Source organism: Micromonospora sp. CA-240977, from assembly GCF_050942285.1.
Lineage (GTDB): Bacteria > Actinomycetota > Actinomycetes > Mycobacteriales > Micromonosporaceae > Micromonospora.
The window spans coordinates 3810786-3836413 of record NZ_CP192055.1 but is presented as its reverse complement, the minus strand read 5'-3'; the positions used below and the strand labels follow the sequence as shown (position 1 = coordinate 3836413).

The following is a 25628-nucleotide window of genomic DNA, read 5'->3' as shown; positions in this document are numbered from 1 at the left end:
GGAACCAATCATGCGGCTATCCCGCATCATCATGGCGCTCACGGTCGGCCTGGCCGTGGTGGCCGTGCCGACGGCAGCGGGGGCGGCACAGCCGCAGCCGGCGCCGACCACGACCGACCCGACCCAGCCGCCGCCGTACACGCCGCAGAACCCGGCCCTGACCGTCAACCGACCGACGATCTTCCTTGGCGAGACGGTCGTGCTGACCGGCACCGGCTTCGGACCGAACGAGACCGTCGACATCTCGGTGACGGTGGCTCCGTTGGCTGCTCCGGCCGGCGGTCAGGCTCCGGCTCGCCGCAGCGACGGCAGCACCGTGGCGATGGCCCCGGTGGCCTACCAGGCGAGCGCGCCGCTGAACTTCACGGCGTACACCAACGCCCAGGGAAGGTTCACCAAGAGCTACAAGCCGTCGGTGACGGGTCTGCTGACCTTCACCGCCACGGGTCGGGAGTCCGGCCGTACCGCCAGCACCGAGCTGCGGGTGCTGCACAAGAAGCAGCCGCTGCCCGTCACCGGTGACAGCATCGGCACGCCCATGAAGCTCGGCGGCGGCCTCGTCGGCGCCGGAGCGGTCATGCTGCTGCTGACCCTGGCCTGGCGTCGCCGCCAGCGCCTCGGTGGGGCTGCGCACTAATCCGCACACCACCGGGCCCTGCCCGGATCGCACCTCAAGCTGGCGCCCGTCGGAACACTCCGGCGGGCGCCAGCACCTGTTGCCCATGCGTCTGGTTCCCGGATGTCCCTGGTCCTTAGCGGGTTCGGCCTCGACCAGATCCAGGGCCGACCAGATCCAGGCCAATCAAGAGCCTCGTTCGGGCAATTCGTCCGTTTCGGAAGGGTTGGCCGTGCTCGAGGCCTCTTGATCGACTCGGGTTTCATGATGTCGCGGTGTCGGAGCGTCCCGGATGCCCCGGTATCAATGACGTCGAGTGGATCATGTCCGCCCGGATAGGCCTGGCGCGGGTGTCGAGCCGTCTGGCGACGCGGACGGCAGATCATTGGGGTATTTTGTCGAGTTTGGGCATATCCGGCATTGTGGCGGGCCGCACCCGCGGCCTGGAATCATGGCCGGGCCGGGGTCGTTACATACTCTGACGATCGCAGCACCACCGGCTCGCCGCCCCGCCCAGCGGGGTTGGAATGCGGGCTTCGGTCCGGTCGTTACAGTCCCCACGAACGACCGCCCGGTCACCGCCTTGACGAGGGTGCCGGTGGATGGGCCGCCCCCGGAATGACCCCGGCCCGCAGGTCGTTACACCTGGACCCGGCACCACAAGCCACCGCTCAGCCGATGGATGGGCCGGCCTCTGGAATGACCCCGGCCCGCCGGTCGTTGCACCCGGGCCCGGCACCACAGGCCCCCCGCTGGCCGGTCGCCGAACCAGGCACCATGAGCCCCCGCTTGTGAGATCGCCGCAATTCGGGCGTCGTGAGCCTTCTGGTTTGCCGGTCGCCCACCCCTCCCGACTTTGCCCCTGTTTTGTGCAGCGCCGGACGAGGTGCTCACACCCGTGCCGCCGACCCCCCGGTCAGTGGTTTGGGTGTTCCTACCCCCGAAGGAGCTACCCCCATGAACACGATCATGCGTAAGAGTGTCCTGTCCGTTGCTGGTCTCGCGTTCGCCGGTGGTGTGTTCGCCGGTCCGATCGCCGCCCACGCCAACCCGGTCGACACCAAGCCCGTCGCGGCCACGGTGCAGAGCACCGCACCGAAGCCGCAGGGTGAGCAGTCTCGGATTCCCCTGAACGGTGAGCAGACGGCCAACGTCAAGGCGATCATCGCCGCGACGAAGAAGGCCGGCCTGCCCGAGCGGGCCGCGGTGATCTCGATCGCGACGAGTCTGCAGGAGTCGAAGTTGGAGAACCTGGGTCATCTGGGTGACAGCAACGACCACGACTCGTTGGGCCTGTTCCAGCAGCGCCCGAGCTCGGGTTGGGGTACTCCGGAGCAGATCACTGACCCGGCTTACTCGACGACGGCGTTCCTCAAGGGCCTCACGCAGGTCGACGGTTGGCAGGACATGCCGCTGACCGAGGCCGCGCAGACCGTGCAGGTGTCCGCCTACCCGGACGCGTACGCCCAGTGGGAGCAGCAGGCCACCGACCTGGTCAGCCAGCACTGGAACAGCTGACCCCCACCGGCTGAACACCGACCGCTGGCCGGCACCCCACACCCCGGGGTGCCGGCCAGCGGCGTACCCCTGGTGTTGTCAGGTTTTCTGATGGCGCGTGCGGAAGATGTCGATCAGCGCGCAGATCAGCGCGAGTGCGATGATGCCGGTGGCCAGCATGAGCGACCGTTCGAAGGACGTGGTCCAGTTGCCGCGGCTGTCGGCAAGCGATGAGAAGAACATCGAGCCGACGGCGGCGATGCCGGCGGCGGCGCCGATCCGCTGACCGGTCTGGAGCATGCCCGCGCCACTGCCCGCCTGCGCTACCGGAACGTCGGCGAGGGTGATCGTCTGGTTGGGTGCGATCACCAACCCGCTGCCGATGCCGGCGACGAGCAGGGGGCCGGTGGTGACCCAGGGTGCTGGGGCGTCCGGCGCGAGGTGCAACGCGACGACAGTCGCGGCCAGCCCGACCACGACGGTGACCAGACCGATGGCGACCAGTGGTCGGCCGACGCGGTTGACGATGCGGCCACCGAGCACGGCGGCGGCGGCCGAACCCAGGGCGAACGGGGTGATGGCCAGGCCCGCGACGAGCGCGCTGTAGCCGAGACCCATTTGCAGGAACAGGGTGAAGATGAAGAAGATCGCGGTGAAGCCGCCGAAGTAGACGAGCGCGATGAGCGACCCCAGGGTGTACGACTGGAGGCTGAACAGTCGAAGGTCGAACAGTGGTTGGTGCTGGCGTTCGTATCGCCGCTCCCAGAGCCCGAAGGCGATCAGCACCGCGGCACCGACCGGGATGAGCGCCCATTTCCAGGGGGTGCGCCACTGCTGCTCCTGCACGAGTGGAAGCAGGACGAGGACCACGCCGACACCGAGCAGGAGGACCCCGACGGGGTCGAGTTGACGCCAGCCGGGTTGACCGGCGGGGCGGCCGGGCAGCAGACGCCAGCCGAGGATCACCGCGAGGACGCCCACCGGGACGTTGACGAAGAAGACCCACCGCCACCCGTGTTCCTCGCCGCCGATGGCGATGAGCAGCCCGCCGAGCAGCGGCCCGACGGCGGTGGAGATTCCGATGGTGGCGCCGAGCAGCCCGAACGGGCGGGCCCGTTCCGGCCCGCGGAAGAGTTGCTGGATCAGTCCGATCACCTGTGGGTTGACGATGCCGGCGGCGGCGCCCTGGAGCAGTCGGGCGATGACCAACCAGGTCGGCGAGGTGGCGAGGCCGGCGAGCGCGCTGGTCACGGTGAACAGGGCGATGCCGAAGACGAACGCGTTGCGCCGGCCGCGGGCGTCGCCGAAGCGGCCGGCGGGCACCAGCGCCAAGCCGAAGGTGAGCGCGTACCCGGAGAGGATCCACTGGAGGTCACTTGACGAGGCGTGCAGTGCCCGGTCGATGGACGGCACCGCGACGTTGACGATGCTGACGTCGAGCAACGTCATGAACGCGGCGACCAGTCCGACGCCGACGGCCTGCCAGCGTCGCCGGTTCGCGGCAGCGTCCACCGGCTGCGGCGGTTGCGCCGCACTCATCGTGCCCCCCGTTGACCGTTGCTCGCGCATCGTTGACCCCTACCCGGGTCAGCGGGGGGCGAATCGTCCCGGCTTGTTCCGCGGGTCACGCCATCTGGCGGGCGCAGAACCGGGGACCGAAGTCGAGGCCCGCCATCGGCGAGTCCTCGCGGTGCAGCAGGCCCTTCTCGGTGAGCAGGTGCAGGGGGCTACCCACCTGTTCCTCGGTCAGCCCGGACTCCTCGGCGATCAGGTCCGGATAGGGCACCTGTCCGCGTGCCTCAAGGGTGGTGACCGCCTGGTACACCCGTTGCTCGGCCTCCGACAGTGGCACCTGCTGCATGGTTCCTCCTTCGTTCGTCCGCCGTCGTGCGGCGGTTGCCGTGCGCCGGTTACCCCCTGGCCGACCGAAGATGCGCACCCGATCGGGCGGTGCGGACCAGGCGCGGCACGCGGGTAGCCGCGCGGGATCACCCCGACGGCAGGCGGTTGCGCAGCTCGGCGGGACCTTCGCCATCCCCTAGGCTGCTGTCGTGATCGTTTGGGACCTGGTTGTCGTCGGCGCCGGCCCCGCCGGGTTGTCCGCGGCCCACGCCGCTGCCCGCGCGGGTGTCTCCACCCTGGTTGTCGAGCGGGCCGCGCACCCGCGGTACAAGACCTGCGGTGGTGGCCTGATCGGCACCTCGCTGGCGGCCGTCGACGGTCGGATCGAGGTGCCCGCGCAGGACCGGGTGGACCGGGTCACGTTCACCCGGGACGGTCGTCGGGAGTTCACCCGCCGCAACGGCAGTCCAGTGGTGACAATGGTGCGCCGCGAGGAGTTCGACGACCGGCTGCGCGCGGCGGCGGTCGCCGCCGGCGCGCAGCTGCGCGAGCGGGTCGCGGTCCGCGCGATCGAGCAGGACCCCGAGGGGGTACGCCTGCGGCTGGCCGACGGTACGACGATCGCGGCCCGTGCGGTGATCGGGGCGGACGGTTCGTCGGGGGTGACCGCGCGACACGTGGGGGTGCGGTACCGGCAGGTGGACCTGGGTCTGGAGTTGGAGATCGCGGTGCCGCCGGTGGAGCAGGAGCGGTGGCGGGGTCGGCTGCTGCTGGACTGGGGTGCGATGCCCGGCTCGTACGCCTGGGTCTTTCCCAAGAACGACAGGTTGACCGTCGGTGTGATCGCGGCTCGGGGCGCGGGGGAGGGGACCCGGGACTACCTGCGGCAGTTCGTCGACCGGTTGGGGCTGACCGGGTTGCCGGCGGAGCACGACTCCGGTCACCTGACCCGGTGCCGCGAGGAGGATTCGCCGCTGCGTAACGGTCGGGTGCTGGTCGTGGGCGACGCGGCGGGGCTGTTGGAACCGTGGAGCCGGGAGGGCATCAGCTTCGCGTTGCGCTCGGGGGAGTTGGCCGGTGCGGCGGTCGCCGGCGGGGATCTGGCCGGGTACGAGCGGGCGGTCGCCGAGCGTCTGGTGCCGGAGATGCGGGCGGGGTTCCGGCTGCTCGACGTGTTCACCCGGCGTCCGGAGGTGTTTCACGCGCTGTTGGCGACCCCGCCGGGTTGGCGGATGTTCGTCCAGTTCTGTCAGGGTCGGGCGAGCTTCGCCGAGATGCTGCGACGGCGGCCGATCCGGGCTGCGCTCGCGGTGCTCGACCGGCTGCCCGACCGGCGTTGACCGCCCATCGTTGTTCACCCAGGATCCTAGGATGCTCTACGCGGTGTGACGTCACCCTGGCACGCAGCACCCCGCACCCCGGACAATGACGAGGGAGCACCAGGAGGCACCCATGGCCGAGCAGCCGTTCACCGACGACGAGTACGCGTTCCTGCGGTACGCGCGCTTCGGGGAGTTGCCGCCCGCCGTCCGGCCGGACGAGCGGGTCGAGCTGACCGAGACCGATCCCGGGCGGGACCGGCCGGAGAAGGCCGAGGACCCGGTCCGCTGGAACGTGCAGGGCTGAGAGACGCGGACGGGCCGCGGGTGTCGCCACCCACGGCCCGGCTGCGGTCGGCGATCAGAAGACCGGCACGCCCTCGCGTACCAGTCGCCAGTTGGGCTGGAAGAAGTCGGCCGGGTTGATCGTCCCCTTGGCCTGCGCCCAGTCGATGAGCAGCTGACGGATCTCCTGCTGCGCGTTGTAGACCTGGGTCTTCACGATGCCGGGGAAGTTGCCGCCGCCGCTGCGCCGATAGTTGTTCACCGCTATCACGAACTGTGCGTCGTCCGCGACGGGGGTGTCGGTGCCGGGCAGCACCAGCCGGGTGATCCGCTGGCCGACCGGCTTGGCGATGTCGATGTCGTACTCCAGTCCGGAGAGCGCGTCGTAGTTGTAGTCCGGCACCGACGGGTCGTTGATCTGCTCCGGGTCGACCGGTGCGCCCGGCGCGAGGGTCCGGAAGTACTTCGCCGAGTACTCCAGGTAGGCGCGCACCTCGGCGCCGCTGAGCACGACCGCTTCGAGCGTGTTGTCGAACACGTACAGCCCGGCCACGTCACGGATCTTGACGTCGCCGGCGGGGAAGACCGCGGTACGGCTGAACGGCGAGGCCTGCGACAGCACCGGCAGGTCGGCGTACTGCGTGCCGGCCAACGCCTCCGTGACGGTCTGGGCCTGGACGTGGTTGATGAAGTCCAGGATGGGGGTGTCCTTGTACCGGGACTCCACAGTGGACATCTCCACGGTCGCCTGGGCGACCACCTGGTTCACGTACGCGATGGTCTTCTGGTGCTGGGACCGCACGGCGGCGAGCACCTTCGGGTCCTCGACCACCGTGTTGGTGTTCAGCATGGTGGCGGCCTTCTTGGTGATCGTCCAGCGGCCGCGCTCCCGGGCGAGGGTGAAGTCCATCCGGGTGAGCCGCTGGCCCCACTTCGAGGGCTCGGAGAGCAACACCTGCTCGCCGGTCCGCTCGTTGGTGACGAACCGCTCGACCACCTCGTTGTGCGCGTGACCGAAGAGGATCGCGTCGATCCCCGGCACCTGCTGGGCGATCAGCGCCACCGGGTTCTCGTTCGGCAACTCCGGGCCGTAGCTGGAGGTGCCGCTGTCACCGCCGTGCGCGGAGATCAGCACGAGGTCCGCACCGCGGGCCCGCATGATCGGCACCCACTTCGCGGCGGTCGCGACCATGTCGTCGAAGCGCAGCTTGCCCTCGACGTTGCCCCGGTCCCAGATGGCCACGCCGGGGTTGGTCAGCCCCAGGATGCCGACCCGCAGGGTCGGCGCGGCGAAACCGAGGGAGACCTTCTTGATGACGTACGGCAGGAACGCCGGCTTGCCGGTCTTGGCGTTCACCGCATTCGCGGCGAGCGCCGGGAAGCCGAGCTGGCGGATCCACAGGTCCAGCAACGGCAGGCCGTAGTTGAACTCGTGGTTGCCGAGCGTCACCGCGTCGTAGTCGATGACGTTCATCGCCCGGGCCATCGGGTGCTTCTCCCCGGTGGCGGTGATCGGCTCCTGCTTGGCGTAGTACGTCGCCAGCGGCGTGCCCTGGATCGTGTCACCGGCGTCGAGCACCAGCGTCGCCTTGCCGCGCCGCTCCTGACGGATCTGGTTGATCAGGGTCGCCAACTTCGCGACGCCGATGTCGTTGTGCTTGCTGTCGTCGTACTCGGCGTCTCGGTAGTAATCCCAGTTGTAGACGTTGCCGTGGGTGTCCGACGTGCCCAGGAGGGTGAGGTCCCAGGTGCGCGGCCGGGCCACGCCGGCCGCCTGCGCGGGCGCGGCGGCGATCAGCGGGGCGGTCGCCGCCGCGGCGGCGGCGACGAGCACCTGGCGGCGCGACGGGCCGGAGGGAGAGGTCATGACGTGCCTTTCCATGGGGTGGACGCGCCTCGTGAGCGCCTTGCGCACCATAACCAGCAGCCGTCACGCCCGCCACGCCAGCCCCAGGCGCTCCTGCGGTTTCCGCAGGCCACAGCGGGGTAGGGCGGTCGGGGAGGACATTCGCGGGAGAGCCCCGCTTCCCGCGCGCAGCGAGGAGTTGTCAGTGACTGAGGACCAGCACACCCAGCAGGACCCGACCAACCAGTACGGCCAGCAGTCGGGCCAGCCCGCTCAGCAGCAGTCACCGCCCGGCTCGACCGGGGACATGAGCCCGAAGCCCGACCACGGGGAAGCCTCGTACCGGGGCAGCGGCAAGCTCGACGGCAAACGGGCGTTGATCACCGGTGGTGACTCGGGGATCGGCCGGGCCATCGCGATCGCCTACGCCCGGGAGGGCGCCGACGTGCTCATCTCGTACCTGAGCGAGGAGGAGGACGCCGACGCCCGGGAGACCATCCGACTGGTCGAGGACGCCGGCCGGCGCGGCATCGCGGTACGCGGCGACATCACCGACGAGGCGCACTGCCAGGAGTTGGTCGATCGGACGGTCCGCGACCTGGGTGGCATCGACATCCTGGTGAACAACGCGGCGTACCAGGTGTCGCAGGACAAGGGGATCCTCGGGATCAGCACCGAGCAGTTCGACAGGGTGCTCAGGACCAACCTGTACGCCATGTTCTGGCTCTGCAAGGCCGCCATCCCGCACCTGGCCGAGGGGTCGGCGATCATCAACACGGCGTCGATCCAGGCGTTCGACCCGTCACCGCAGCTGCTGGACTACGCCACCACGAAGGCGGGGATCGCCAACTTCACAAAGGCCCTCGCCGCCGACCTGGCCGAGCAGGGCATCCGGGTCAACGCTGTCGCACCCGGCCCGGTCTGGACGCCATTGATCCCGTCCACGATGCCCGAGGAGAAGGTGAAGCAGTTCGGCACCGACACCCCGGAGGGGCGCCCCGGCCAGCCGGCCGAGCTGGCCCCGGCGTACGTCTTCTTCGCGTCGCAGGAGTCCAGCTACGTCACCGGCGAGATCCTGGGAGTCACGGGCGGTCGACCGACCAAGTGATCCACTGTTGGGGCGGGCGCCGGTCGGCCGCCCGCCCCGGCGCGACGCCGTGTCCCTCCGGTGGCGCGTGCCTCGGGCGTCCGGCGTGGCGCTGGTCCGGTGCGCCTGCTGTGGCGGTCCGGCGCTGCGCTGGTTCGGCGTCTCGTTGCGCGGTTCGTCGGCGGCGGTCGCGTCAGCGCGGCCACGCGGCGAAGCGTTGGCGGACCTGGGCGATGTCGGCCGCGCTCAGGCCGTAACGACCGAAGCGCTGCTCGGACAGCCGGTCCAGGTAACGGCCGGCGGCTCGCACGTCCGCCGGATCCAGCGCGGGATCGACCTGCCGTGCCAGCACCAACAGCTCGGTCACGTCGTAGTGCTCCAGCGCCGCCGCGACGTCGATGAAGTCACGGACCTCCCGTCGGTTCACCAACGCCGCGATCTTGTTGGCCACCAGGTCCCGCACGTCCATGACCGGGCCGAGGTCCATCACCACCGGGCTCTGCTGACGGTCCAACCGGGCGAGGCTGAGCCGGATCTGCCGCCCGTCCCGGCTCACCACGAAGTCCTTCATGTCCTGGCCGTACCCGTCGAACAGCTCGGCCAGCTCACTGTCCGGGTCCGCGTCGGTGACGGTGAAACCGGAGCGTTCCAACGCCACCCGTACCCCGGTGGACGCCGCCGCGGCAGCGCCCTCCACGTCCGCGAAGAGGTCGACGTCCTCCGTCGGGCGGGCGACCAACCCGTGCGCCGCCCAGGCCACCCCACCACCCAACACGAACCGGTACGGCCCGGCGGCGGTCAGCGCCACCCGCGCCACCTCCCGGTAGAACTCGTGCAGGTGAGGCTCGGTCACGCCGCGCGCAGGCCGCGGTGCCGGGACTCCCACGCCTGCCGTACGCCCCGGGGCAGGTTGAGCAGTCGCCACACCCGACGCAACGTCCGCCCGTTGATCAGCGCCCGCAGATCGTCGGCGCGGGTGGTCTCGCGGAGCACGTTCTCGTACATCCAGAGCAGTTGGTCGGGGTCGCCGAGGTCGAAGGTGCGCTCGGCGTTCCACATCAACCGCACGGGCAGTTCGACGACACCCCGGGTCGGGCCGGCCAGCTCGGCGAGCGTTCTCGCCACCACGGCAGGGCGACCCGGACGCGCCAGGAAGGCGACGTCGGTCGGGGTGGGAAAAACGGCCTGCATGGTGTCAGGGTAACGCCCGGCAGACCCGGTGTCGCTCAGGACGATCCCCGCGCCCTGCCGCAGGCCGGTGCGGTCCCGCTCCGGCAAGGCCGGTCGCGACCCTGTCGTGCCCCGCCGGCCGACCGCTGCTCTCGACGCTGTGGTCTGAGCGGTCCGTGCGTCATCCGCCGTCCCTGGGGGCGTCAATCCCACCGTTTCTGTCTGGCGGCTCCACCTACGGCCCCGCCCACCGCCGGAAGGGCTGCCCGACCCGGTCCCGGTGACCTGGCGGTTCACCGCGGCCCCTCGCGCCCGACGGGTATTTTACCCCGTTTGCCCGGTCTGGGTGGTCGGCGACACTCTTGATCGACTCGGGTTTCGGGAAGTCGGGGTGTGGTCCCGCTGGGATAGGCCGATCTTCATGAAGTCGAGCGGATCTCGCCCCGCCGGGCTGCCTGATCCTGGTCCCGGCCGGCGAGATCGCCGGCGATGTTCGCGCCCGGGCGGTTTGTCCGGTTCCGCAGTTCTGTTGGCCGTGGCGGGCCGCACCCGTGGGTCGGAATGATGGCTGGGCCGGGGTCGTTACATACCCTGACGATCGCAGCACCACCGGCTCGCCGCCCCGCCCGACGGGGTTGGAATGCGGGTCGCGGTCAGGTCGTTAGAGTCCCCACGAACGACCACCCGGTCACCGCTTCCGCGAGGGTGCCGGTGGATGGGCCGCCCCTGGAATGACCCCGGCCCGCCGGTCGTTACATCTGGACCCGGCACCACAAGCCCCCGCTCACCGAACCTGGTACGAGCCCCGCTTGTGAGGTCGCCGCAATTTGGGCGTCGTGAGCCTTCCGGCTTGCCGGTCGCCCACCCTCCAGACTTTCCCCGTTTTTGTGCAGCGCCGGACGAGGTGCTCACACCCGTGCCGCCGGCCCCCCGGTCAGTGGTTTGGGTGTTCCTACCCCCGAAGGAGCTACCCCCATGAACACGATCATGCGTAAGAGCGTCCTGTCTGTTGCGGGTCTCGCGTTCGCCGGTGGTGTGTTCGCCGGTCCGATCGCCGCCCACGCCGCCACCCCGGTCGAGGGCAAGCCGGTCGCCGCTACGGTGCAGACCAGTGCGCCGAAGCCGCAGGGCGACCAGTCCACGATCACCCTGAACGGTGAGCAGACGGCCAACGTGAAGGCGATCATCGCCGCGACGAAGAAGGCCGGCCTGCCCGAGCGGGCCGCGGTGATCTCGATCGCGACGAGCCTGCAGGAGTCGAAGCTGGAGAACCTGGGTCACCTGGGTGACAGCAACGACCACGACTCGCTGGGCCTGTTCCAGCAGCGCCCGAGCTCGGGTTGGGGTACTCCGGAGCAGATCACCGACCCGGCTTACTCGACGACGGCGTTCCTCAAGGGCCTCACGCAGGTCGACGGTTGGCAGGACATGCCGCTGACCGAAGCCGCGCAGACCGTGCAGGTGTCCGCCTACCCGGACGCGTACGCCCAGTGGGAGCAGCAGGCCACCGACCTCGTCGGCCAGTACTGGAACAGCTGACCCCCACCGGCTGAACACCGACCGCTGGCCGGCACCCCACACCCGGGGTGCCGGCCAGCGGCATACGCGGCTGCGGCGACGGGTTGTGGGGCTGACGCGACGCAGTGTCGGGCGCGCGGGCAGCCGATCACCCCGGCCTCCGACGGCGGTTGGTCGGAGATCTTGGACAGTTTCCGTCAGCGGCTAACGGAAACTGTCCAAGATCTCGCGGCCGGCCCCGCCGTTCGTGGCTAGTCTCGCGCCCGCGACGGGCTTCGTGCCCACGACGGGCGCCGCGGCCGGCACCTGCCCGCGACCGGCCCGTGCCCGCGGCCGGCCCGTGCCCGCGGCCGGCACCTGCCCGCGGCCGGCACCTGCCCGCGACCAGCCCCCGCGCCCGCCCCCGCGACCAGCCCCCGTGCCCGCGGCCGCGGCCGGCTCCGCAACCGCCCTGTGCCGGGTCCGTGCCCGTGCCGCGCCCGCGACCGGCCCGCGCCCGCGCCCGCGACCGGCCCGCGCCCGCGCCCGCGACCGGCCCGCGCCCGCGACCGGCCCCGCCACCCTGACCGGCCCGACGCGGGGAACAACGCCGGGGCTTGGCTGGTTGTGGAGGGTGTCGGTGTGACTCAGTGTCCCCGGGCCTCACCTAATATCGCCTTCGCGGAATACCGTTCGGCTGGAGCCGCGTCGTGCCACTCGCCGAGAGGCGACCTGCACACCGACACCAGCGCCGCCCCCGGCCCACAAGGCCGGGGGCGGCGCTGTCTGCCTGCCCCCGCTCGCGAAGATGTCTCGGTTGACCTATGTTCATGGGGTCGCTCGCGTGGGAGGGGGTGTCGGGGCATGGGTCTGCGTACCTTCATTGAGGGTTGGCCGGTCTACCGGCAGCTCACCGGCACCGATCCGCTCGGTCGGGGTGCCGCGGCCAAGTCCGCCCGCTCGGCGGAGCTCACCGCGCGCACCGACGACGCGGATTCGATGGCCCGGTCTGTCTGTCCGTACTGCGCTGTCGGTTGTGGTCAGCGGGTGTACGTCAAGGATGGGCAGGTCAGCCAGATCGAGGGCGACCCGGACAGCCCGATCTCGCGGGGTCGGCTCTGCCCGAAGGGTTCGGCCAGTAAGAGTCTGGTGACCAGCCCGCTGCGGCAGACGACGGTGCGGTACCGCCGTCCGTACTCGACGCAGTGGGAGGATCTGGACCTCGACACCGCGCTGGACATGATCGCCGACCGGATGCTCGCGGCTCGTGAGCAGACCTGGGAGGACGTCGACACGCATGGCCGGCCGCTCAACCGGACGCTGGGTTTCTCCAGTCTGGGTGGGGCGACGCTGGACAACGAGGAGAACTACCTCATCAAGAAGTTGTTCACGGCGATGGGGGCGCTCCAGATCGAGAACCAGGCCCGTATTTGACACTCCGCCACCGTCCCCGGTCTGGGGGCCAGCTTCGGTCGTGGCGGTGCGACGGATTTCCAGCAGGACATCGCCAATGCTGACGTGATCGTCATCCAGGGTTCGAACATGGCTGAGGCGCACCCGGTGGGCTTCCAGTGGGTGATGGAGGCCAAGCGCCGTGGCGCGAAGGTGTTCCACGTCGACCCGCGGTTCACCCGGACCAGCGCGGTGGCGGACGCGTACCTGCCGATTCGGGCCGGCACCGACATCGCGCTACTGGGTGGTGTGGTGCGGTACATCCTGGACAACGAGCTGGACTTCCGTGAGTACGTGCTGTCGTACACGAACGCGGCGACGATTGTCAGCGACGAGTTCGTCGACACCGAGGACGGCGACGGGTTCTTCTCCGGGTTCGATCCGGAGACCGGCAGCTACGTGCAGGACAGCTGGCAGTACGCGGGGCACGAGGGTTCGTCCGGCAGCGGCCACACCGCCCAGGAGCGGGACAGCGCCGCGGGGCTGACGCACGAGTCGCACGGCGCGCCGGTCGGCGGCCAGACCCAACGCGACGAGACGTTGCAGGACCCGCGCTGCGTCTACCAGATCCTCAAGCGACACTTCTCCCGCTACACCCCGGAGATGGTGGAACGGGTCTGTGGGATTCCCCGGGAGCAGTTCCTGGAGTTGGCCGAGGCGTGGACGCGGAACTCTGGTCGGGACCGCACCGGCATGCTGATCTACTCGGTCGGGTGGACGCAGCACAGTGTGGGTGTGCAGTACATCCGTACCGGCGCGATCATCCAGCTGCTGCTCGGCAACATGGGTCGCCCGGGTGGCGGCGTGATGGCCCTGCGGGGGCACGCGAGCATTCAGGGCTCCACCGACATTCCGACGCTGTTCAATCTGCTGCCCGGGTACCTGCCGATGCCGCACCACGCCGAGCACCCGACCTTCGACGAGTGGGTCGACAGCATCCGGCACCCGGGTCAGAAGGGGTTCTGGGGCAACGCGCGGTCGTTCGCGGCCAGCCTGCTCAAGGCGTACTGGGGTGACGCGGCGACACCGGAGAACGACTTCTGTTACGGCTACCTGCCGCGGATGACCGGTGATCACGGCACCTACCAGCAGGTGTTGAACATGATCGACGGGAAGATCAAGGGGTACTTCCTGCTGGGTCAGAACCCGGCGGTCGGTTCGGCGCACGGCCGGGCGCAACGTCTCGGCATGGCCAACCTCGACTGGCTGGTCGTGCGGGACCTGTTCATGATCGAGAGCGCGACGTTCTGGCAGAGCGGCCCCGAGGTGGCCACCGGGGAGATCGTGCCCGAGGAGTGCCGGACCGAAGTGTTCTTCCTGCCCGCCGCCTCGCACGTGGAGAAGGAGGGCACGTTCACCCAGACGCAGCGGTTGTTGCAGTGGCGGGAGAAGGCCGTCGAGCCGCCGGGCGACGCCCGCTCCGAGCTGTGGTTCTTCTACCACCTCGGGCGCAGGCTGCGGGAGAAGCTGGCCGGCTCGGAGCTGCCGCGCGACCGGGCGCTGCTCGACCTCACCTGGGACTACCCCACGCACGGTCCGCACGCGGAGCCGAGCGCCGAGTCGGTGCTGCGCGAGATCAACGGGTACGACGTGGCGAGCGGCCGCCCGCTGTCCAGCTTCGCCGAGGCCCGCGCGGACGGTTCCACAGCGATCGGCTGCTGGATCTACACCGGCGTGTACGCCGACGGTGTCAACCAGGCGGCGCGGCGCAAGTCCCGACACGAGCAGGACTGGGTGGCCGCCGAGTGGGGGTGGGCGTGGCCGGCGAACCGGCGGATCCTCTACAACCGCGCCTCCGCCGACCCGGACGGTAACCCGTGGAGCGAGCGCAAGAAGTACGTCTGGTGGGACGCGGACAGGGGAGAGTGGACCGGTTACGACGTGCCGGACTTCGAGAAGACCAAACCGCCGTCGTACCGGCCGCCGCCCGGGGCGTCCGGGACGGAGGGCATCGCCGGTGACGACCCGTTCGTCATGCAGGGCGACGGCAAGGGTTGGCTGTACGCGCCCAGTGGCGTCCTGGACGGCCCGTTGCCCACGCACTATGAGCCGGTGGAGTCGCCGGTGCGTAACCCGCTCTACCGGCAGCAGGCCAACCCGACCCGCAAGATGTACGCGCATCCGGTGAACTCGGTGAACCCGAGCCCGCCGGAGGAGCACAGTCAGGTGTTCCCGTACGTGTTCACGGTCAGTCGGCTCACCGAGCACCACACCGCCGGTGGGATGAGTCGGACGGTGCGGACGCTTGCCGAGTTGCAGCCAGAGATGTTCGTCGAGGTGTCACCGGAGTTGGCGGTCGAGCGCGGGCTGACCCATCTGGGGTGGGCGCATCTGGTGACCGCGCGTGCGGCCATCGAGGCGAAGGTGTTGGTGACCGACCGGCTCACTCCGTTGCGCGTGGACGGTCGGATCATCCACCAGCTGTGGTTGCCGTACCACTTCGGTTTCGAGGGTCTGGTGACCGGCGACTCGGCGAACGACCTGTTCGGCATCAGCCTGGACCCGAACGTCCTGATCCAGGAGAGCAAGGTCGGCACCTGCGATGTCCGGCCGGGCCGGCGGCCCACCGGACCGGCGCTGCTCGACCTGGTGACCGACTACCAGCGGCGCGCGGGCCTCACGCCCGGCCAGAACGCCCCGGCGGTCACCACCGACAGCGCGGGGGAGGGGCACTGTGATTCCTGACCCGAACAGCCTGTACGGCCCGTTGGATCCGGCGCCGGACGCCGGTTACGAGAACGCGCCGCCCCGGATGGGGTTCTTCACCGACACCAGCGTCTGCATCGGCTGCAAGGCCTGCGAGGTGGCCTGTAAGGAGTGGAACGGCGTGCCCGGGAGCGGCCTCGATCTGCTCGGCATGTCGTACGACAACACCGGCGCGTTGACCGCGAACTCGTGGCGACACGTCGCGTTCATCGAGCAGCCCCGCCCGGCCGGACACCGCGCCCCGCCGTTCGCGGGTACGCCGACCGAGGGTTCGGTCAGCGCGGCGTCGGCGGCCGTGGCGGCTGGCACCAGCGCGCGCACCGGCACCGACCCGGGTCTGCCGACCGGCACGCCGTCCGCCGCCGCCCGGATGGCCGCGGGCGGACCGGCGGACGTGCTCGGCGCCCCGCTCGCCGCCGGCCCGACCAACCCGTCCGCCGCCGACCCAGCCGACCCGCTCACCGCCGACCCAGCCAAGCCGCTCGCCGCCGGCCCGACCAACCCGATCGCCGTTGGCCGTGGTGGCGCGGGTCCCGAGTTCCTGGGGATGCCGGGGGCGCAGCCGCCGGGGCGGGGTTCCGGTGTGGAGGGGCGTTCGGATTTTCGGTGGTTGATGATGTCGGATGTCTGTAAGCACTGCACGCATGCGGCGTGTCTGGATGTGTGTCCGACGGGTTCGTTGTTCCGGACGGAGTTCGGGACGGTGGTGGTGCAGGAGGACATCTGCAATGGGTGTGGTTACTGCATTTCGGCGTGTCCGTACGGGGTGATCGATCAGCGTAAGGATGACGGTCGGGCGTGGAAGTGCACGTTGTGTTACGACCGGTTGGGTGCGGGGATGACGCCGGCGTGTGCGCAGGCGTGTCCGACCGAGTCCATCCAGTACGGGCCCTTGGACGAGTTGCGGGAGCGGGCCGCGCAACGGGTCGAGACGCTGCACGAGCGGGGCGTGCCGGAGGCCCGCCTGTACGGGCACGATCCGAACGACGGCGTCGGCGGTGACGGGGCGTTCTTCCTACTCTTGGACGAGCCCGAGGTGTACGGGCTGCCACCTGACCCGGTCGTGACCACCCGCGACCTGCCGAAGATGTGGAAACGCGCGGGCCTCGCCGCCCTCGCCATGGCGGCGGCGACCGTCGCCGCGTTCGTCGGAGGTTCCTCGTGAGTCCCCAGCGCCCAGAGGTGGGCGACCTGTTCCGCCGCTTCCGCGACCGGCTCGCCGCCAACGGACCCGGCCCGTCGGCCGCGAACGGACCCGGCCGGCTGACCGCCGACGGACCCGGCCCGTCGGCCGCCGACGGACCCGAGCGGAGGCGGCGCGGAACGGCGGACGCCGACCTGACCTCGCCCCAGCCACGGTCCGCCGGTCGGCGGGCTGGTCGTCGGGGTGGGCGTCGCGGCGGTGGCGAGGAACTGCGAGTGCCGGAGGCCGAGTTCACCTCGTACTACGGTCGGCCCATCCTGAAGGCGCCGGTCTGGAAGTGGGACATCGCGGCGTACCTGTTCACCGGTGGGCTGGCCGCCGGCTCGTCGCTGCTCGCCGCGGGTGGGCAGCTCACCGGGCGGCCGGCGCTGCGTCGCGCCGGTCGGGTGACCGCACTGGCCGCCGTCAGCGCCAGCGCCGTCTTCCTGATCAGGGATCTGGGCCGGCCGGCGCGGTTCCACCACATGCTCCGGGTGGCCAAGCCGACCTCGCCGATGTCGATGGGCACCTGGATCCTCACCGCGTACGGGCCGGCCGCGGGCGTCGCCGCCATCGCCGAGGTCGCCGGTCGGCTGCCCCGCCACGGTCCGCTCGGGCTGGCCGGCCGGGCGTTGCCGTCACTCGGGTCCGCCGCCGGGCTGCTCGCCGCCGGCACCGCGCCCGCGCTGGCCACGTACACCGGGGTCCTGCTCGCCGACACGGCGGTGCCGTCGTGGCACGAGGCGTACCCCGAGTTGCCGGTGATCTTCGCGGGCAGTGCCCTGGCCAGCGGCGCGGGCGTGGGTCTGCTCGCCGCGCCGCCGGAGCAGGCGGGGCCGGCCCGGCGGATGGCGGTGGCCGGCGCGGCCCTGGAGTTGTACGGCGCGCATCGGGTGGAGACCCGCCTCGGTCTGCTCAGCGAGCCCTACCGGCAGGGCAGCCCTGGTCGGCTGCTGCGCGCCGGCCGGATGCTCACGGCCGGTGGCGTCGCCGGCGCGTTGCTCGGTCGGCGGAGCCGGGTGGTCAGTGGGCTGTCCGGCGTCGCGCTGCTGGCCGCCTCGGTGCTGACCCGGTTCGGCATCTTCTACGGCGGCGTCGCCTCCGCGCGCGACCCTCGGTACACGGTCGTGCCGCAGCGCGAGCGGGCCGACGCGCGGCGAACCGGCCTGGATCTTCCATCTGGTCGGGCGGCCCCGCCCGCGGTGTGATCGAATGTCCGGTGGAGGCGTTCAGGCGGCTGGTGCCCCTCCCGGTCTTCAAAACCGGAGTGGTCCGGGACCCGGGCCAGGCGGGTTCGATTCCCGTCCGTCTCCGCCAAACCGCAGCAGGAGATGACGCGATGGGCGACGGGCCGGTGGACCCGCGACGCCGCGTGCCCCGCACCGACACGCTCCTCGCCGACCCGCTGCTGGCCGCGGCCAGCGCGACACTGGGCCGGGACCAGGTCAAGGCGGTCGTCGTCCGCGCCCAGGAACAGGCCCGCCGTGGCGAGATCAACCCCGACGAGGTACGCGACGCCGCGGTCGCCGCGTTGCCCGCGCCCGGCCCCCGGGTGGTCCTCAACGCCACAGGCGTCGTGCTGCACACCAACCTGGGCCGGGCGGCACTGTCGCCCGCCGCGGTCGCCGCCGTGGTGGCCGCCGCCGGGCACACCGACGTCGAGTTGGACCTCAGCACCGGCCGACGGGCCCGTCGTGGCCGCGACGCGCTCGACGCCCTGGCCGCCGCCGTGCCCGACGCGGGCGCCGTGCACGTGGTCAACAACGGCGCCGCCGCGCTGGTGCTGGCCGCCACCGCCCTGGCCGCCGGCCGGGAGATCGTGGTCAGCCGCGGCGAACTCGTCGAGATCGGCGACGGCTTCCGCCTGCCCGACCTGCTGGAGAGCACCGGCGCTCGACTGCGGGAGGTGGGCACCACCAACCGCACCACCCTCGCGGACTACGCCGCCGCGCTCGGCCCGCAGACCGGCTTCGTGCTCAAGGTGCACCCGTCGAACTTCCAGGTCACCGGGTTCACCTCGGCGACCCCGGTCCGCCACCTGGCTACCCTCGGCGTGCCGGTGGTCGCCGACATCGGCTCCGGCCTGCTCACCGCGGATCCGCTGCTGCCCGACGAACCGGACGCGACGAGCACCCTGCGCGCCGGGGCCGCGCTGGTCACCGCCAGTGGCGACAAGCTGCTCGGCGGCCCGCAGGCGGGGCTGCTGCTCGGCGACGTCGAGCTGGTCGACCGGCTGCGCCGTCACCCGCTGGCCCGGGCGCTGCGGGTGGACAAACTCACCCTGGCGGCGCTGGCCGCCACCCTGCACCAACCAAACACCCCGACGCGCACGGCCCTGCACGCCGATCCGGCCGCCCTGCGCGAGCGGGTGGAGCGGCTGCGCGACCGGCTCGGCGCGGACGGCCGTAAGGCGGAGGTGGTGCCGGCCGTCGCGGTGGTCGGCGGCGGCGGCGCTCCCGGCGTCGAGTTGGACTCGTGGGCGCTGAGCCTGCCCGAGCGCTACGCGGCGCCGCTGCGCACCGGAAACCAGCCGGTGTTCGGCCGGGTGGTGCGGGGCCGACTCCTGCTCGACCTGCGCTGTGTGCCCGCCGACGCCGACGAGGCGGTCCGTGCGGCCGTGCTGCGCGTACCCGGGGACGACTGAACGTGTTCGTCGTCGCCACCGCCGGGCACGTCGACCACGGCAAGTCGACACTGGTCCGGGCGCTGACCGGAATGGAACCCGACCGGTGGGCCGAGGAACGCCGCCGGGGGATGACCATCGACCTGGGCTTCGCCTGGACGACGTTGCCCTCCGGCGGCACCATCGCCTTCGTCGACGTGCCCGGCCACGAGCGGTTCGTGCCGAACATGCTCGCCGGGGTCGGCCCGGTGCCGGCGGCGCTGATCGTGGTCGCCGCCGACGAGGGGTGGATGCCGCAGTCCGCCGAGCACCTGGCCGCGCTGGACGCGCTCGGCGTCGCGTACGGCCTGCTGGTGGTGACCCGCGCGGACCTGGCCGATCCGGGGCCGGCGACCACCCGCGCCCGCGCCGAGATCGGCGCGACAAGCCTCGGCGCGGTGGAGGCGGTGGCGGTCAGCGGCCGCACCGGCGCCGGTCTGCCGGAGCTGCGGGCCGCCCTGGACCGGCTCACCGCCCGACTGCCGGCGCCCACTGTGGACGACCCGGTCCGGCTCTGGGTGGACCGCAGCTTCACCGTGCGGGGCAGCGGCACCGTCGTCACCGGCACCCTCGGCGCCGGCCGGCTGCGGGTGGGTGACGTGCTGGAGTTGGCCGGCGCCGACGAACCGGTCCGGGTCCGTGGCCTGCACTCGCTCGGCGAGGCCCGACCGGAGGCCGCCGCGGTGGCCCGGGTGGCGGTCAACCTGCGCGGTACGCCCCGCGACCGGCTCGGGCGCGGTGACGCGCTGCTCACCCCGGGACGGTTCCACCCCACCGACCTCGTCGACGTCCGGCTCACCGGCGACCCGGCCGCCGACCTGCCGGCCACCCTCACCCTGCACGTCGGGTCGGCGGCGGTGCCGGTCCGGGTCCGACCGCTCGGCCCGGACACCGTGCGGTTGCGCCTGTCCCGCCCGCTGCCCCTGCTGGTGGGCGATCGGGCGCTGCTGCGGGACCCGGGGCGGCACCACGTGACCGGCGGGGTACGGGTGCTGGACGTGGCACCGCCGCCGCTGGGTCGCCGGGGCGCCGCGGCCGCCCGCGCGCAGGTCCTCGCCGAGTTGGACGGTCGACCCGACCTGGTTGGTGAGCTGCGCCGCCGGCGACTGGTCCGGGCCGGTGAGTTGATCCGGATGGGCGTTCCGGTGCACGCCGCGCCGGTGGCCGGTGACTGGCTGGCCGACCCCGAGCACTGGCGGCGGCTCGGCGACGAGGTGACCGAGGTGGTCACCCGCTACGCGCGGGACCACCCGTTGGAGCCCGGGATGCCGGTGGACGCGCTGCGCCAGCGTCTCGCCCTGCCGGACCGGGTGCTTGTCGAGGCGCTGGTCCGGCCGCCGCTGCGGATCCACGCCGGGCGGGTCGGCGCGGCGGGCGCCGACGCGTTGCCGGAACCGGTGGCCCGAGCCGTGCGGCGGGTCCGCGCCGAGTACGGCGACCGGCCGTTCCGCGCCCCCGAGGCGGACCGTCTCGTCGACCTCGGTCTGGGCCCCCGGGAGATCGGCGCGGCGGTGCGGGCCGGCGCGCTGCTGCGGTTGGCCGACAACGTGGTGCTGCTGCCCGACGCGCTCGACGACGCGGTCCGGGTGCTGGCCGGGCTGCCGCAGCCGTTCACCCTCTCCGCGGCCCGGCAGGCGTTGGACACCACCCGCCGGGTGGCGGTGCCGTTGCTGGAACTGCTGGACCGTCGCGGTGCGACCCGGCGACTGCCCGACGACGCCCGGATCGTCGTCGACTGAGCCCGGTCACACGCCCTCCGGTCACCCGCTGCCCGTGGAGCTGAGCCGCTGGCGACCGGGTGTCGCGCCGATCCGGGTGCCGGGCTGAGTCGGTGGTGCCGGGCCAACCGGCCCCCGGGTCGGCGGCGGTCACCTACGGTGACGCCATGGACCCTTCGGCGGTCTGGCGGGATCGGCAGCACCAGTGGCGGATCGAGGCGTACCGCGCGCCCGATCTGCGGTTCGCCATCTACGCCACAAACGGCCCCACCGAATCGGTGCCGCTCTGGCTGTTCGGCATGTCGGCGCTGGCCCGCTGGTTGATGACCCACTCCATCTCGCTTGACGACCTGGAGGTCGACTGAGCGGTGGCGCGGGCGCAAACCGGACCCGGGACCGGCTCCGCTGCGGTTGAGTGACCTGAGGCGGCGGACGGGGGTGCGCGATGGGTGGTCAGCTCGTGCAGGTGGCGCTGGTGGCCGTGCTGGTGCTCGTCAACGCCGCGCTCTCGGGCAGCGAGATGGCGTTGGTGACGCTGCGCGAGGGGCAGTTGCGGCGGTTGGGGCGGCGGTCGCGCGCCGGGGACCGATTGGTGCAGCTGTCCCGCGACCCCAACCGCTACCTGGCCACCATCCAGCTCGGCATCACCCTGGCCGGTTTCCTCGCGTCGGCGGCGGCCGCGGTGTCGCTGGCCGAGCCACTGGTCGGTCCGTTGGGTTTCCTCGGCGGCGTGGCCCGTCCGGCCGCGGTGCTGGTGGTGACGGTGCTGCTGACGTTCGTCACGCTGGTGCTCGGCGAGTTGGCGCCCAAACGGCTGGCGATGCAGCGGGCGGAGCGCTGGGCGTTGCTGAGCGCCGGCCCGCTGGACCTGCTCGCCCGGGTGTCCCGGCCGGCGGTGTGGCTGCTCAGTCGGGCCACCGACGCGGTGGTACGGCTTGTCGGCGGTGACCCGCGGGCCAACCGCGCGGAGATGACCGAGGAGGAGTTGCGGGAGATGCTGGCCAGCCAGCGCGGCCTGTCGGCCCAGCAGCGGGAGATCCTGACCGGGGCGTTCGACATCGCCGGCCGGACGTTGCGGGAGATCCTAGTGGCCCGGCGGGAGGTGATGACGTTGCCGGCCGGCCTGACCGCCGACGAGGGGGTCCGCCGGCTCGCCGCCGCCGGGCGGTCCCGCGCCCCGGTCACCGGTCCCGGTGGCCTGGACGAGCTGATCGGGGTGGTGCACATCCGCGACCTGGTGCAGGCCGGCACGGCGTTGGTGGGGGAGCGGCTGCGTTCCCCGGTGCTGCTGCCGGTGACCCTGCCGGTCGCCGACGCGTTGCGTCAGCTCCGTCAGGAGCATCAGCAGTTGGCGCTTGTGGTCGACGAGCACGGTGGCATCGACGGCCTGGTCACCATGGAGGATCTGCTGGCCGAGGTGGTCGGCGAGTTGTACGACGAGACCGACCGGGACGTGCGCGGGGTGATCCGGGAGGAGGACGGCGCCCTGCTGGTGCCCGGTGACTTCCCGCTGCACGACCTGCCCGACCTGGGGGTGCGGCTGAGCTTCCCGTTGTCCCGGGAGTACACCACGGTGGCCGGTCTGGTGCTGGCCCGGCTGCGGCACCTGCCCGGCCAGCCGGGCGAGACGGTACGGCTACCCGGGCTGACCCTGGAGGTGGTGGAGGTCGCCGACCGGGCGGTGCGCCGGGTGCGGCTGCGCGGGTTCACCGCCGACCGCTGACCGGGTCGCCCGGACGGGGGACACCAACGCCGATCAGTCCCGCGGCGGACGCGACTCCGCATACGGTGCGATTCGTGAAGGACCGAGGTTTGCGGACGTTCGTCACGGTGCTAGCGGGTCTCGCGGTGATCTATTTCGGCAGCGCCGGGCGTAGCCCCGAGGAGGGGCGTGGGATCTCCGGTGGGGTGGTGGTCCTGGCGTTGCTCGCCGCGTTGCTGGTGTGGCACCTGACCAGGCCGGGGGACAAGACGGTGAAGTGAGTGTGTCAGCGGGCGGCGACGCGGGTGATGTCGCCGGCGGACTCCTCGCCGAGCGCCACCCGCACCAGCGCCGAGGCGAGCCGGCCGAAGTCCGGTTCGTCGACCAGGCCGGCCAACCCGTCCGGGGAGCCCGGCAGGCCCAGCCGCTTCGCCCCGGCCAGCGCCCGGCGGTCCGCGTACGGGCGCAGGTCGGACCAGACCGCCTGGGCCTCGCGCAGGTAGATGTCCGCGCCGGTGGGGCCGATGCCGGGAAACTCGGTGAGCCGTCGACGCAGCCCGGCCGGGTCACCCTGGGCCTCCCGGTGGAGTCGACGCAGGTCACCGTGCCAGCGGTCCAGGCACAGTCGGGCGCCGGTGCCGAGCATGGTGGCCGTGCGCTCGTCGTAGCGGCGGTAGTGACCCCGGCCCAGCGCGTCGACGCGGTCCTGCCAACTGGCCGCCTCCATCGCCTGGGGGGTGCGGTAGCCCGCGGCGAACAACTCCCGGGCGGCGTCCACCGCCACGCAGGCCCGGATCCGGGTGCTCAGCAGGGTGGCCAGCACCAGCAGTTGGTAGAGCGGACCGGGGCGGTCGGCGAGTCGGATGCCGGCCTCCTCCGGGTACGTGCGGTCACGCCGGTCCAGCAGGACCCGCACCACAGTTCGATCGTTGCCCACCCCGACCGGTTACCCGATCCGCGTCCCGCTAGCCGTCGGGCCGGCGACCGGCGTCGGAATGCCAGCGGGGCGGGCGGGTATGCCGGCGGTGGAGGCGGTCGATGCCGCCCGCCGTACCCGGAGGGAGACACCTGTGGTCAACCCGCAGCAGGAAGAGTTCCGGCGTAACGCCAAGGGAGCGACCAGCCAGGACAGCAAGGGGCCCCAGCCGACCGGGCACCCGCTCAACCGTGGCTCGTCGCGCGGCGACGAGGGTCGGCCGGTGCCCAAGGGGCAGGTGTCGCCGTACGGCCCGGCCGGTGAACCGGTGGCCGAGGACGACAGCGACACCCGGTAACGGCCCCTAACGATCGCGACCTGACGGCCGCCGCAACCTGTTCCAGGTGGCGGCGGCCGTCAGCCCGTACGCGAGGTGCGGGACGATGTCGGAGATCCAGTCGGAGCGCCGCCAGGTACGCGGGTCACTGATCCCGAGCGCGGTGATCGACCCGTCGGTCATGGTCATCACGCCGGCGCCGAGCAGGCCGGTGGCCATCGGCAGCGGTTGGCGTCGACCGCCGGCGTAGAGCGCGAACGCGACGCCGGCGGCGATGCCCAGCCCGTAGCCGATCAGGGGTCCCAGGCCCGAGCGGCGGTTCGCCGCCCGGACCCCGGACCCCAGGTCCACGTGCGCGATCCCGGCCAGCCGGTCGACGGTCTCCTGGGGGACGTCGCTCTCCGGCCGTCCCCGCAGGGCCATGTCGAGGTAGCTGACCACGTTCAGCGCGGTGCTGCCGACGGCGCCCGCGATGGCGCCGTCGGCCACGTCGACCCTCCTCACTTCGGGTCGCCCGGTTCGCGCTCACTCTTGGGGCCGTAGGTGCGGTCGCCGCGTACCACGCCCCGCTGGCCGCGATCCTCCTGGAGGATCCGGTTGGCGACCTGGTTGGCCTTGCCGTCGGGCACCCGGCGTCCGGAGTCGTCGATCGCGTTGCGCAACCGCGCCCGCTGCTTGTCGTAGGCGTTGCTGCCCGGCCGTGGTCCTGGCATCTGGTGCCTCCTTCGTCGGTCTGGGCATGTGCTGGCGCCCTCGTCGCGGTCGGCGTACCGCGGCCGTCTACCCGTCTGGCGGCCGGTGAACCTCGGTCCTAGCGGGGGGCGTGGACCACGGCGACCGGGCACCGCGCGTGGTGCAGCATCGACTGGCTCACCGACCCCAGCAGCAACCCGGTCACCTCGCCGCGCCCCTGACCGCCCACCACCGCCAGTTGCGCGGAGCCGGACGCCTCGGTGAGCACGGCGCCGGTCCGGCCGCGTACCGCCCGGCAGGTCAGCCGCAGCTCCCGGTGGTGCTCGGTCAGGCCGGTCAGCCACCCGGCGAGCATCCGCTCCTGCTCGGCGTGCAGCTCCGCCTCGTCGTACACCAGGGGTTGCATGTCGCCGGGGCCGCTGCTGCCGGGGTGCCGGTAGGCGTGCACCGCCAGCAGCGGCACGCCGCGCGACACGGCGGTCTCGGCCGCGAAGTCGGCCGCCAGCCGGGAGGCCGGCGAGCCGTCGACAGCGACCAGCACCGGCTCGTCGGGTCGCTGCGCGCCGCGGGCCACCAGCACCGGGCAGTCGGCGTACGCGGAGACCTGCACCGCCACCGAGCCGACCACCAGCGCCGAGAAGCCACCCAACCCACGGTCGCCGAGCACGATGAGCGCGGCGGTGGGCGACTCGCCCACCAGCACCGCGGCGGCCTCACCGTCGATGATCTCCCCGGAGATCGACAGTCCCGGTACGGTCGCCTCGGCCTCGGCCACCGCGGCCTGGACCAGCTCCTCGGCCCGGTGGCGCAGCCCGCCGCCGGGCGGGGCGTCCGGGGCGGGGGAGACCGGCACGTGCAGCAGCGGCCAGATGAACCCGTGCACGATTCGCAGCGGCCGGCGCCGGCGGGCCGCCTCGGTGGCGGCGAGGCGCACGGCGCGCAGGGCTGGCTGTGAGCCGTCCACGCCGACCACCACCGCCGCGCTGTTCGCCGAGTTCACCGCCCACCTCCCGCTCGGGCCAGTATCGCGGGCGGGAACGTCGCCGCGCCGCGATACCGCTGAGCACGTCGGGGTCGGTACGCTGGCGACGACCGGTCCG

Annotated in this window: 24 protein-coding genes and 1 tRNA gene; 16 read left to right on the top strand and 9 right to left on the bottom strand. The window is 72.1% G+C overall.

Going from position 1 to position 25628, the window contains the following annotated elements; genetic code table 11:
• The first annotated feature begins 10 nt into the window (after positions 1–10).
• Together ACQPWW_RS17805 and ACQPWW_RS17800 are read left to right on the top strand one after the other, a co-directional pair.
• A complete protein-coding gene (locus ACQPWW_RS17805; RefSeq protein WP_433124012.1) occupies positions 11–637 on the top strand; it encodes a hypothetical protein in 627 nt (208 codons plus the stop codon).
• Between the two features lie 936 nt (positions 638–1573).
• Positions 1574–2134, top strand: coding sequence for a hypothetical protein (locus tag ACQPWW_RS17800; RefSeq protein WP_433124010.1), 561 nt, complete (start codon positions 1574–1576; stop codon positions 2132–2134).
• Positions 2135–2212: 78 nt separating this feature from the next.
• On the opposite strand, the gene ACQPWW_RS17795 is transcribed toward ACQPWW_RS17800, so the two are convergent.
• Complete coding sequence (locus tag ACQPWW_RS17795; RefSeq protein WP_433124009.1) at positions 2213–3652, bottom strand: MFS transporter; 1440 nt, start codon at positions 3650–3652, stop codon at positions 2213–2215.
• Between the two features lie 85 nt (positions 3653–3737).
• Positions 3738–3974, bottom strand: coding sequence for a hypothetical protein (locus ACQPWW_RS17790; protein WP_210859535.1), 237 nt, complete (start codon positions 3972–3974; stop codon positions 3738–3740).
• Positions 3975–4164: 190 nt separating this feature from the next.
• On the opposite strand from ACQPWW_RS17790, the gene ACQPWW_RS17785 reads away from it, so the two are divergent.
• Positions 4165–5295, top strand: coding sequence for a geranylgeranyl reductase family protein (locus ACQPWW_RS17785; protein WP_433124007.1), 1131 nt, complete (start codon positions 4165–4167; stop codon positions 5293–5295).
• 112 nt (positions 5296–5407) lie between these two features.
• The gene (locus tag ACQPWW_RS17780; protein ID WP_433124006.1) at positions 5408–5581 is read left to right on the top strand and encodes a hypothetical protein; all 174 of its coding nucleotides are present in this window, start codon (positions 5408–5410) and stop codon (positions 5579–5581) included.
• Positions 5582–5635: 54 nt separating this feature from the next.
• On the opposite strand, the gene ACQPWW_RS17775 is transcribed toward ACQPWW_RS17780, so the two are convergent.
• Positions 5636–7426, bottom strand: a complete 1791-nt coding sequence (locus ACQPWW_RS17775; protein WP_433124005.1) for a bifunctional metallophosphatase/5'-nucleotidase — start codon at positions 7424–7426, stop codon at positions 5636–5638.
• A gap of 184 nt (positions 7427–7610) precedes the next feature.
• On the opposite strand from ACQPWW_RS17775, the gene ACQPWW_RS17770 reads away from it, so the two are divergent.
• Positions 7611–8513, top strand: a complete 903-nt coding sequence (locus tag ACQPWW_RS17770; RefSeq protein ID WP_433124004.1) for an SDR family oxidoreductase — start codon at positions 7611–7613, stop codon at positions 8511–8513.
• A gap of 172 nt (positions 8514–8685) precedes the next feature.
• Here the strand turns inward: ACQPWW_RS17770 and ACQPWW_RS17765 are convergent, their stop codons facing one another.
• On the bottom strand, positions 8686–9345 hold the full coding sequence (locus ACQPWW_RS17765) for a nucleotidyl transferase AbiEii/AbiGii toxin family protein (protein ID WP_433124002.1): 660 nt from the start codon (positions 9343–9345) through the stop codon (positions 8686–8688).
• Positions 9342–9683: a hypothetical protein gene (locus tag ACQPWW_RS17760; protein ID WP_433124001.1), complete on the bottom strand. Its 342-nt coding sequence runs from the start codon at positions 9681–9683 to the stop codon at positions 9342–9344. The genes ACQPWW_RS17765 and ACQPWW_RS17760 overlap by 4 nt, the downstream gene beginning before the upstream one ends.
• Before the next feature lie 954 nt (positions 9684–10637).
• Between ACQPWW_RS17760 and ACQPWW_RS17755 the strand changes: the two genes are divergently transcribed.
• From ACQPWW_RS17755 to ACQPWW_RS17710, 10 genes are all read left to right on the top strand, one after another.
• Positions 10638–11201, top strand: a complete 564-nt coding sequence (locus ACQPWW_RS17755) for a hypothetical protein (RefSeq protein WP_433123999.1) — start codon at positions 10638–10640, stop codon at positions 11199–11201.
• A gap of 822 nt (positions 11202–12023) precedes the next feature.
• Positions 12024–15296 (top strand): formate dehydrogenase, encoded by a 3273-nt coding sequence (fdh, locus tag ACQPWW_RS17750; protein WP_433123998.1) that lies wholly within the window; start codon positions 12024–12026, stop codon positions 15294–15296.
• Positions 15289–16482, top strand: a complete 1194-nt coding sequence (locus ACQPWW_RS17745) for a 4Fe-4S dicluster domain-containing protein (RefSeq protein ID WP_433134411.1) — start codon at positions 15289–15291, stop codon at positions 16480–16482. The genes fdh and ACQPWW_RS17745 overlap by 8 nt, the downstream gene beginning before the upstream one ends.
• The gene (nrfD, locus tag ACQPWW_RS17740) at positions 16479–17708 is read left to right on the top strand and encodes an NrfD/PsrC family molybdoenzyme membrane anchor subunit (protein WP_433123997.1); all 1230 of its coding nucleotides are present in this window, start codon (positions 16479–16481) and stop codon (positions 17706–17708) included. The genes ACQPWW_RS17745 and nrfD overlap by 4 nt, the downstream gene beginning before the upstream one ends.
• A 13-nt stretch (positions 17709–17721) precedes the next feature.
• Positions 17722–17817 (top strand) — tRNA-Sec (locus ACQPWW_RS17735).
• A gap of 22 nt (positions 17818–17839) precedes the next feature.
• Positions 17840–19144 carry an L-seryl-tRNA(Sec) selenium transferase gene (selA, locus tag ACQPWW_RS17730; RefSeq protein ID WP_433123996.1) on the top strand — a complete coding sequence of 435 codons (1305 nt, stop codon included), beginning with the start codon at positions 17840–17842 and terminating at the stop codon, positions 19142–19144.
• Between the two features lie 2 nt (positions 19145–19146).
• Positions 19147–20901, top strand: a complete 1755-nt coding sequence (selB, locus tag ACQPWW_RS17725; protein WP_433123994.1) for a selenocysteine-specific translation elongation factor — start codon at positions 19147–19149, stop codon at positions 20899–20901.
• Between the two features lie 146 nt (positions 20902–21047).
• A complete protein-coding gene (locus ACQPWW_RS17720) occupies positions 21048–21245 on the top strand; it encodes a hypothetical protein (protein WP_088989536.1) in 198 nt (65 codons plus the stop codon).
• An 80-nt stretch (positions 21246–21325) separates the two neighbouring features.
• Positions 21326–22603 carry a hemolysin family protein gene (locus ACQPWW_RS17715; RefSeq protein WP_433123993.1) on the top strand — a complete coding sequence of 426 codons (1278 nt, stop codon included), beginning with the start codon at positions 21326–21328 and terminating at the stop codon, positions 22601–22603.
• A gap of 74 nt (positions 22604–22677) precedes the next feature.
• Positions 22678–22863 carry a hypothetical protein gene (locus tag ACQPWW_RS17710; RefSeq protein WP_036410487.1) on the top strand — a complete coding sequence of 62 codons (186 nt, stop codon included), beginning with the start codon at positions 22678–22680 and terminating at the stop codon, positions 22861–22863.
• A 5-nt stretch (positions 22864–22868) separates the two neighbouring features.
• Here ACQPWW_RS17710 and ACQPWW_RS17705 read toward each other — a convergent pair whose 3' ends face one another.
• Complete coding sequence (locus ACQPWW_RS17705; protein WP_433123992.1) at positions 22869–23519, bottom strand: hypothetical protein; 651 nt, start codon at positions 23517–23519, stop codon at positions 22869–22871.
• Between ACQPWW_RS17705 and ACQPWW_RS17700 the strand changes: the two genes are divergently transcribed.
• Positions 23512–23856: a hypothetical protein gene (locus tag ACQPWW_RS17700; RefSeq protein ID WP_433123991.1), complete on the top strand. Its 345-nt coding sequence runs from the start codon at positions 23512–23514 to the stop codon at positions 23854–23856. The two genes, ACQPWW_RS17705 and ACQPWW_RS17700, sit on opposite strands and share 8 nt — an antisense overlap.
• A gap of 6 nt (positions 23857–23862) precedes the next feature.
• Here ACQPWW_RS17700 and ACQPWW_RS17695 read toward each other — a convergent pair whose 3' ends face one another.
• From ACQPWW_RS17695 to ACQPWW_RS17685, 3 genes are all read right to left on the bottom strand, one after another.
• The gene (locus tag ACQPWW_RS17695; RefSeq protein ID WP_433123990.1) at positions 23863–24339 is read right to left on the bottom strand and encodes a hypothetical protein; all 477 of its coding nucleotides are present in this window, start codon (positions 24337–24339) and stop codon (positions 23863–23865) included.
• Positions 24336–24548 (bottom strand): phosphatidylethanolamine-binding protein, encoded by a 213-nt coding sequence (locus ACQPWW_RS17690; RefSeq protein ID WP_088989541.1) that lies wholly within the window; start codon positions 24546–24548, stop codon positions 24336–24338. Before ACQPWW_RS17690 ends, ACQPWW_RS17695 begins: the two co-directional genes overlap by 4 nt.
• 98 nt (positions 24549–24646) lie before the next feature.
• The gene (locus ACQPWW_RS17685) at positions 24647–25528 is read right to left on the bottom strand and encodes a universal stress protein (RefSeq protein ID WP_433123989.1); all 882 of its coding nucleotides are present in this window, start codon (positions 25526–25528) and stop codon (positions 24647–24649) included.
• Between the last annotated feature and the right edge of the window lie 100 nt (positions 25529–25628).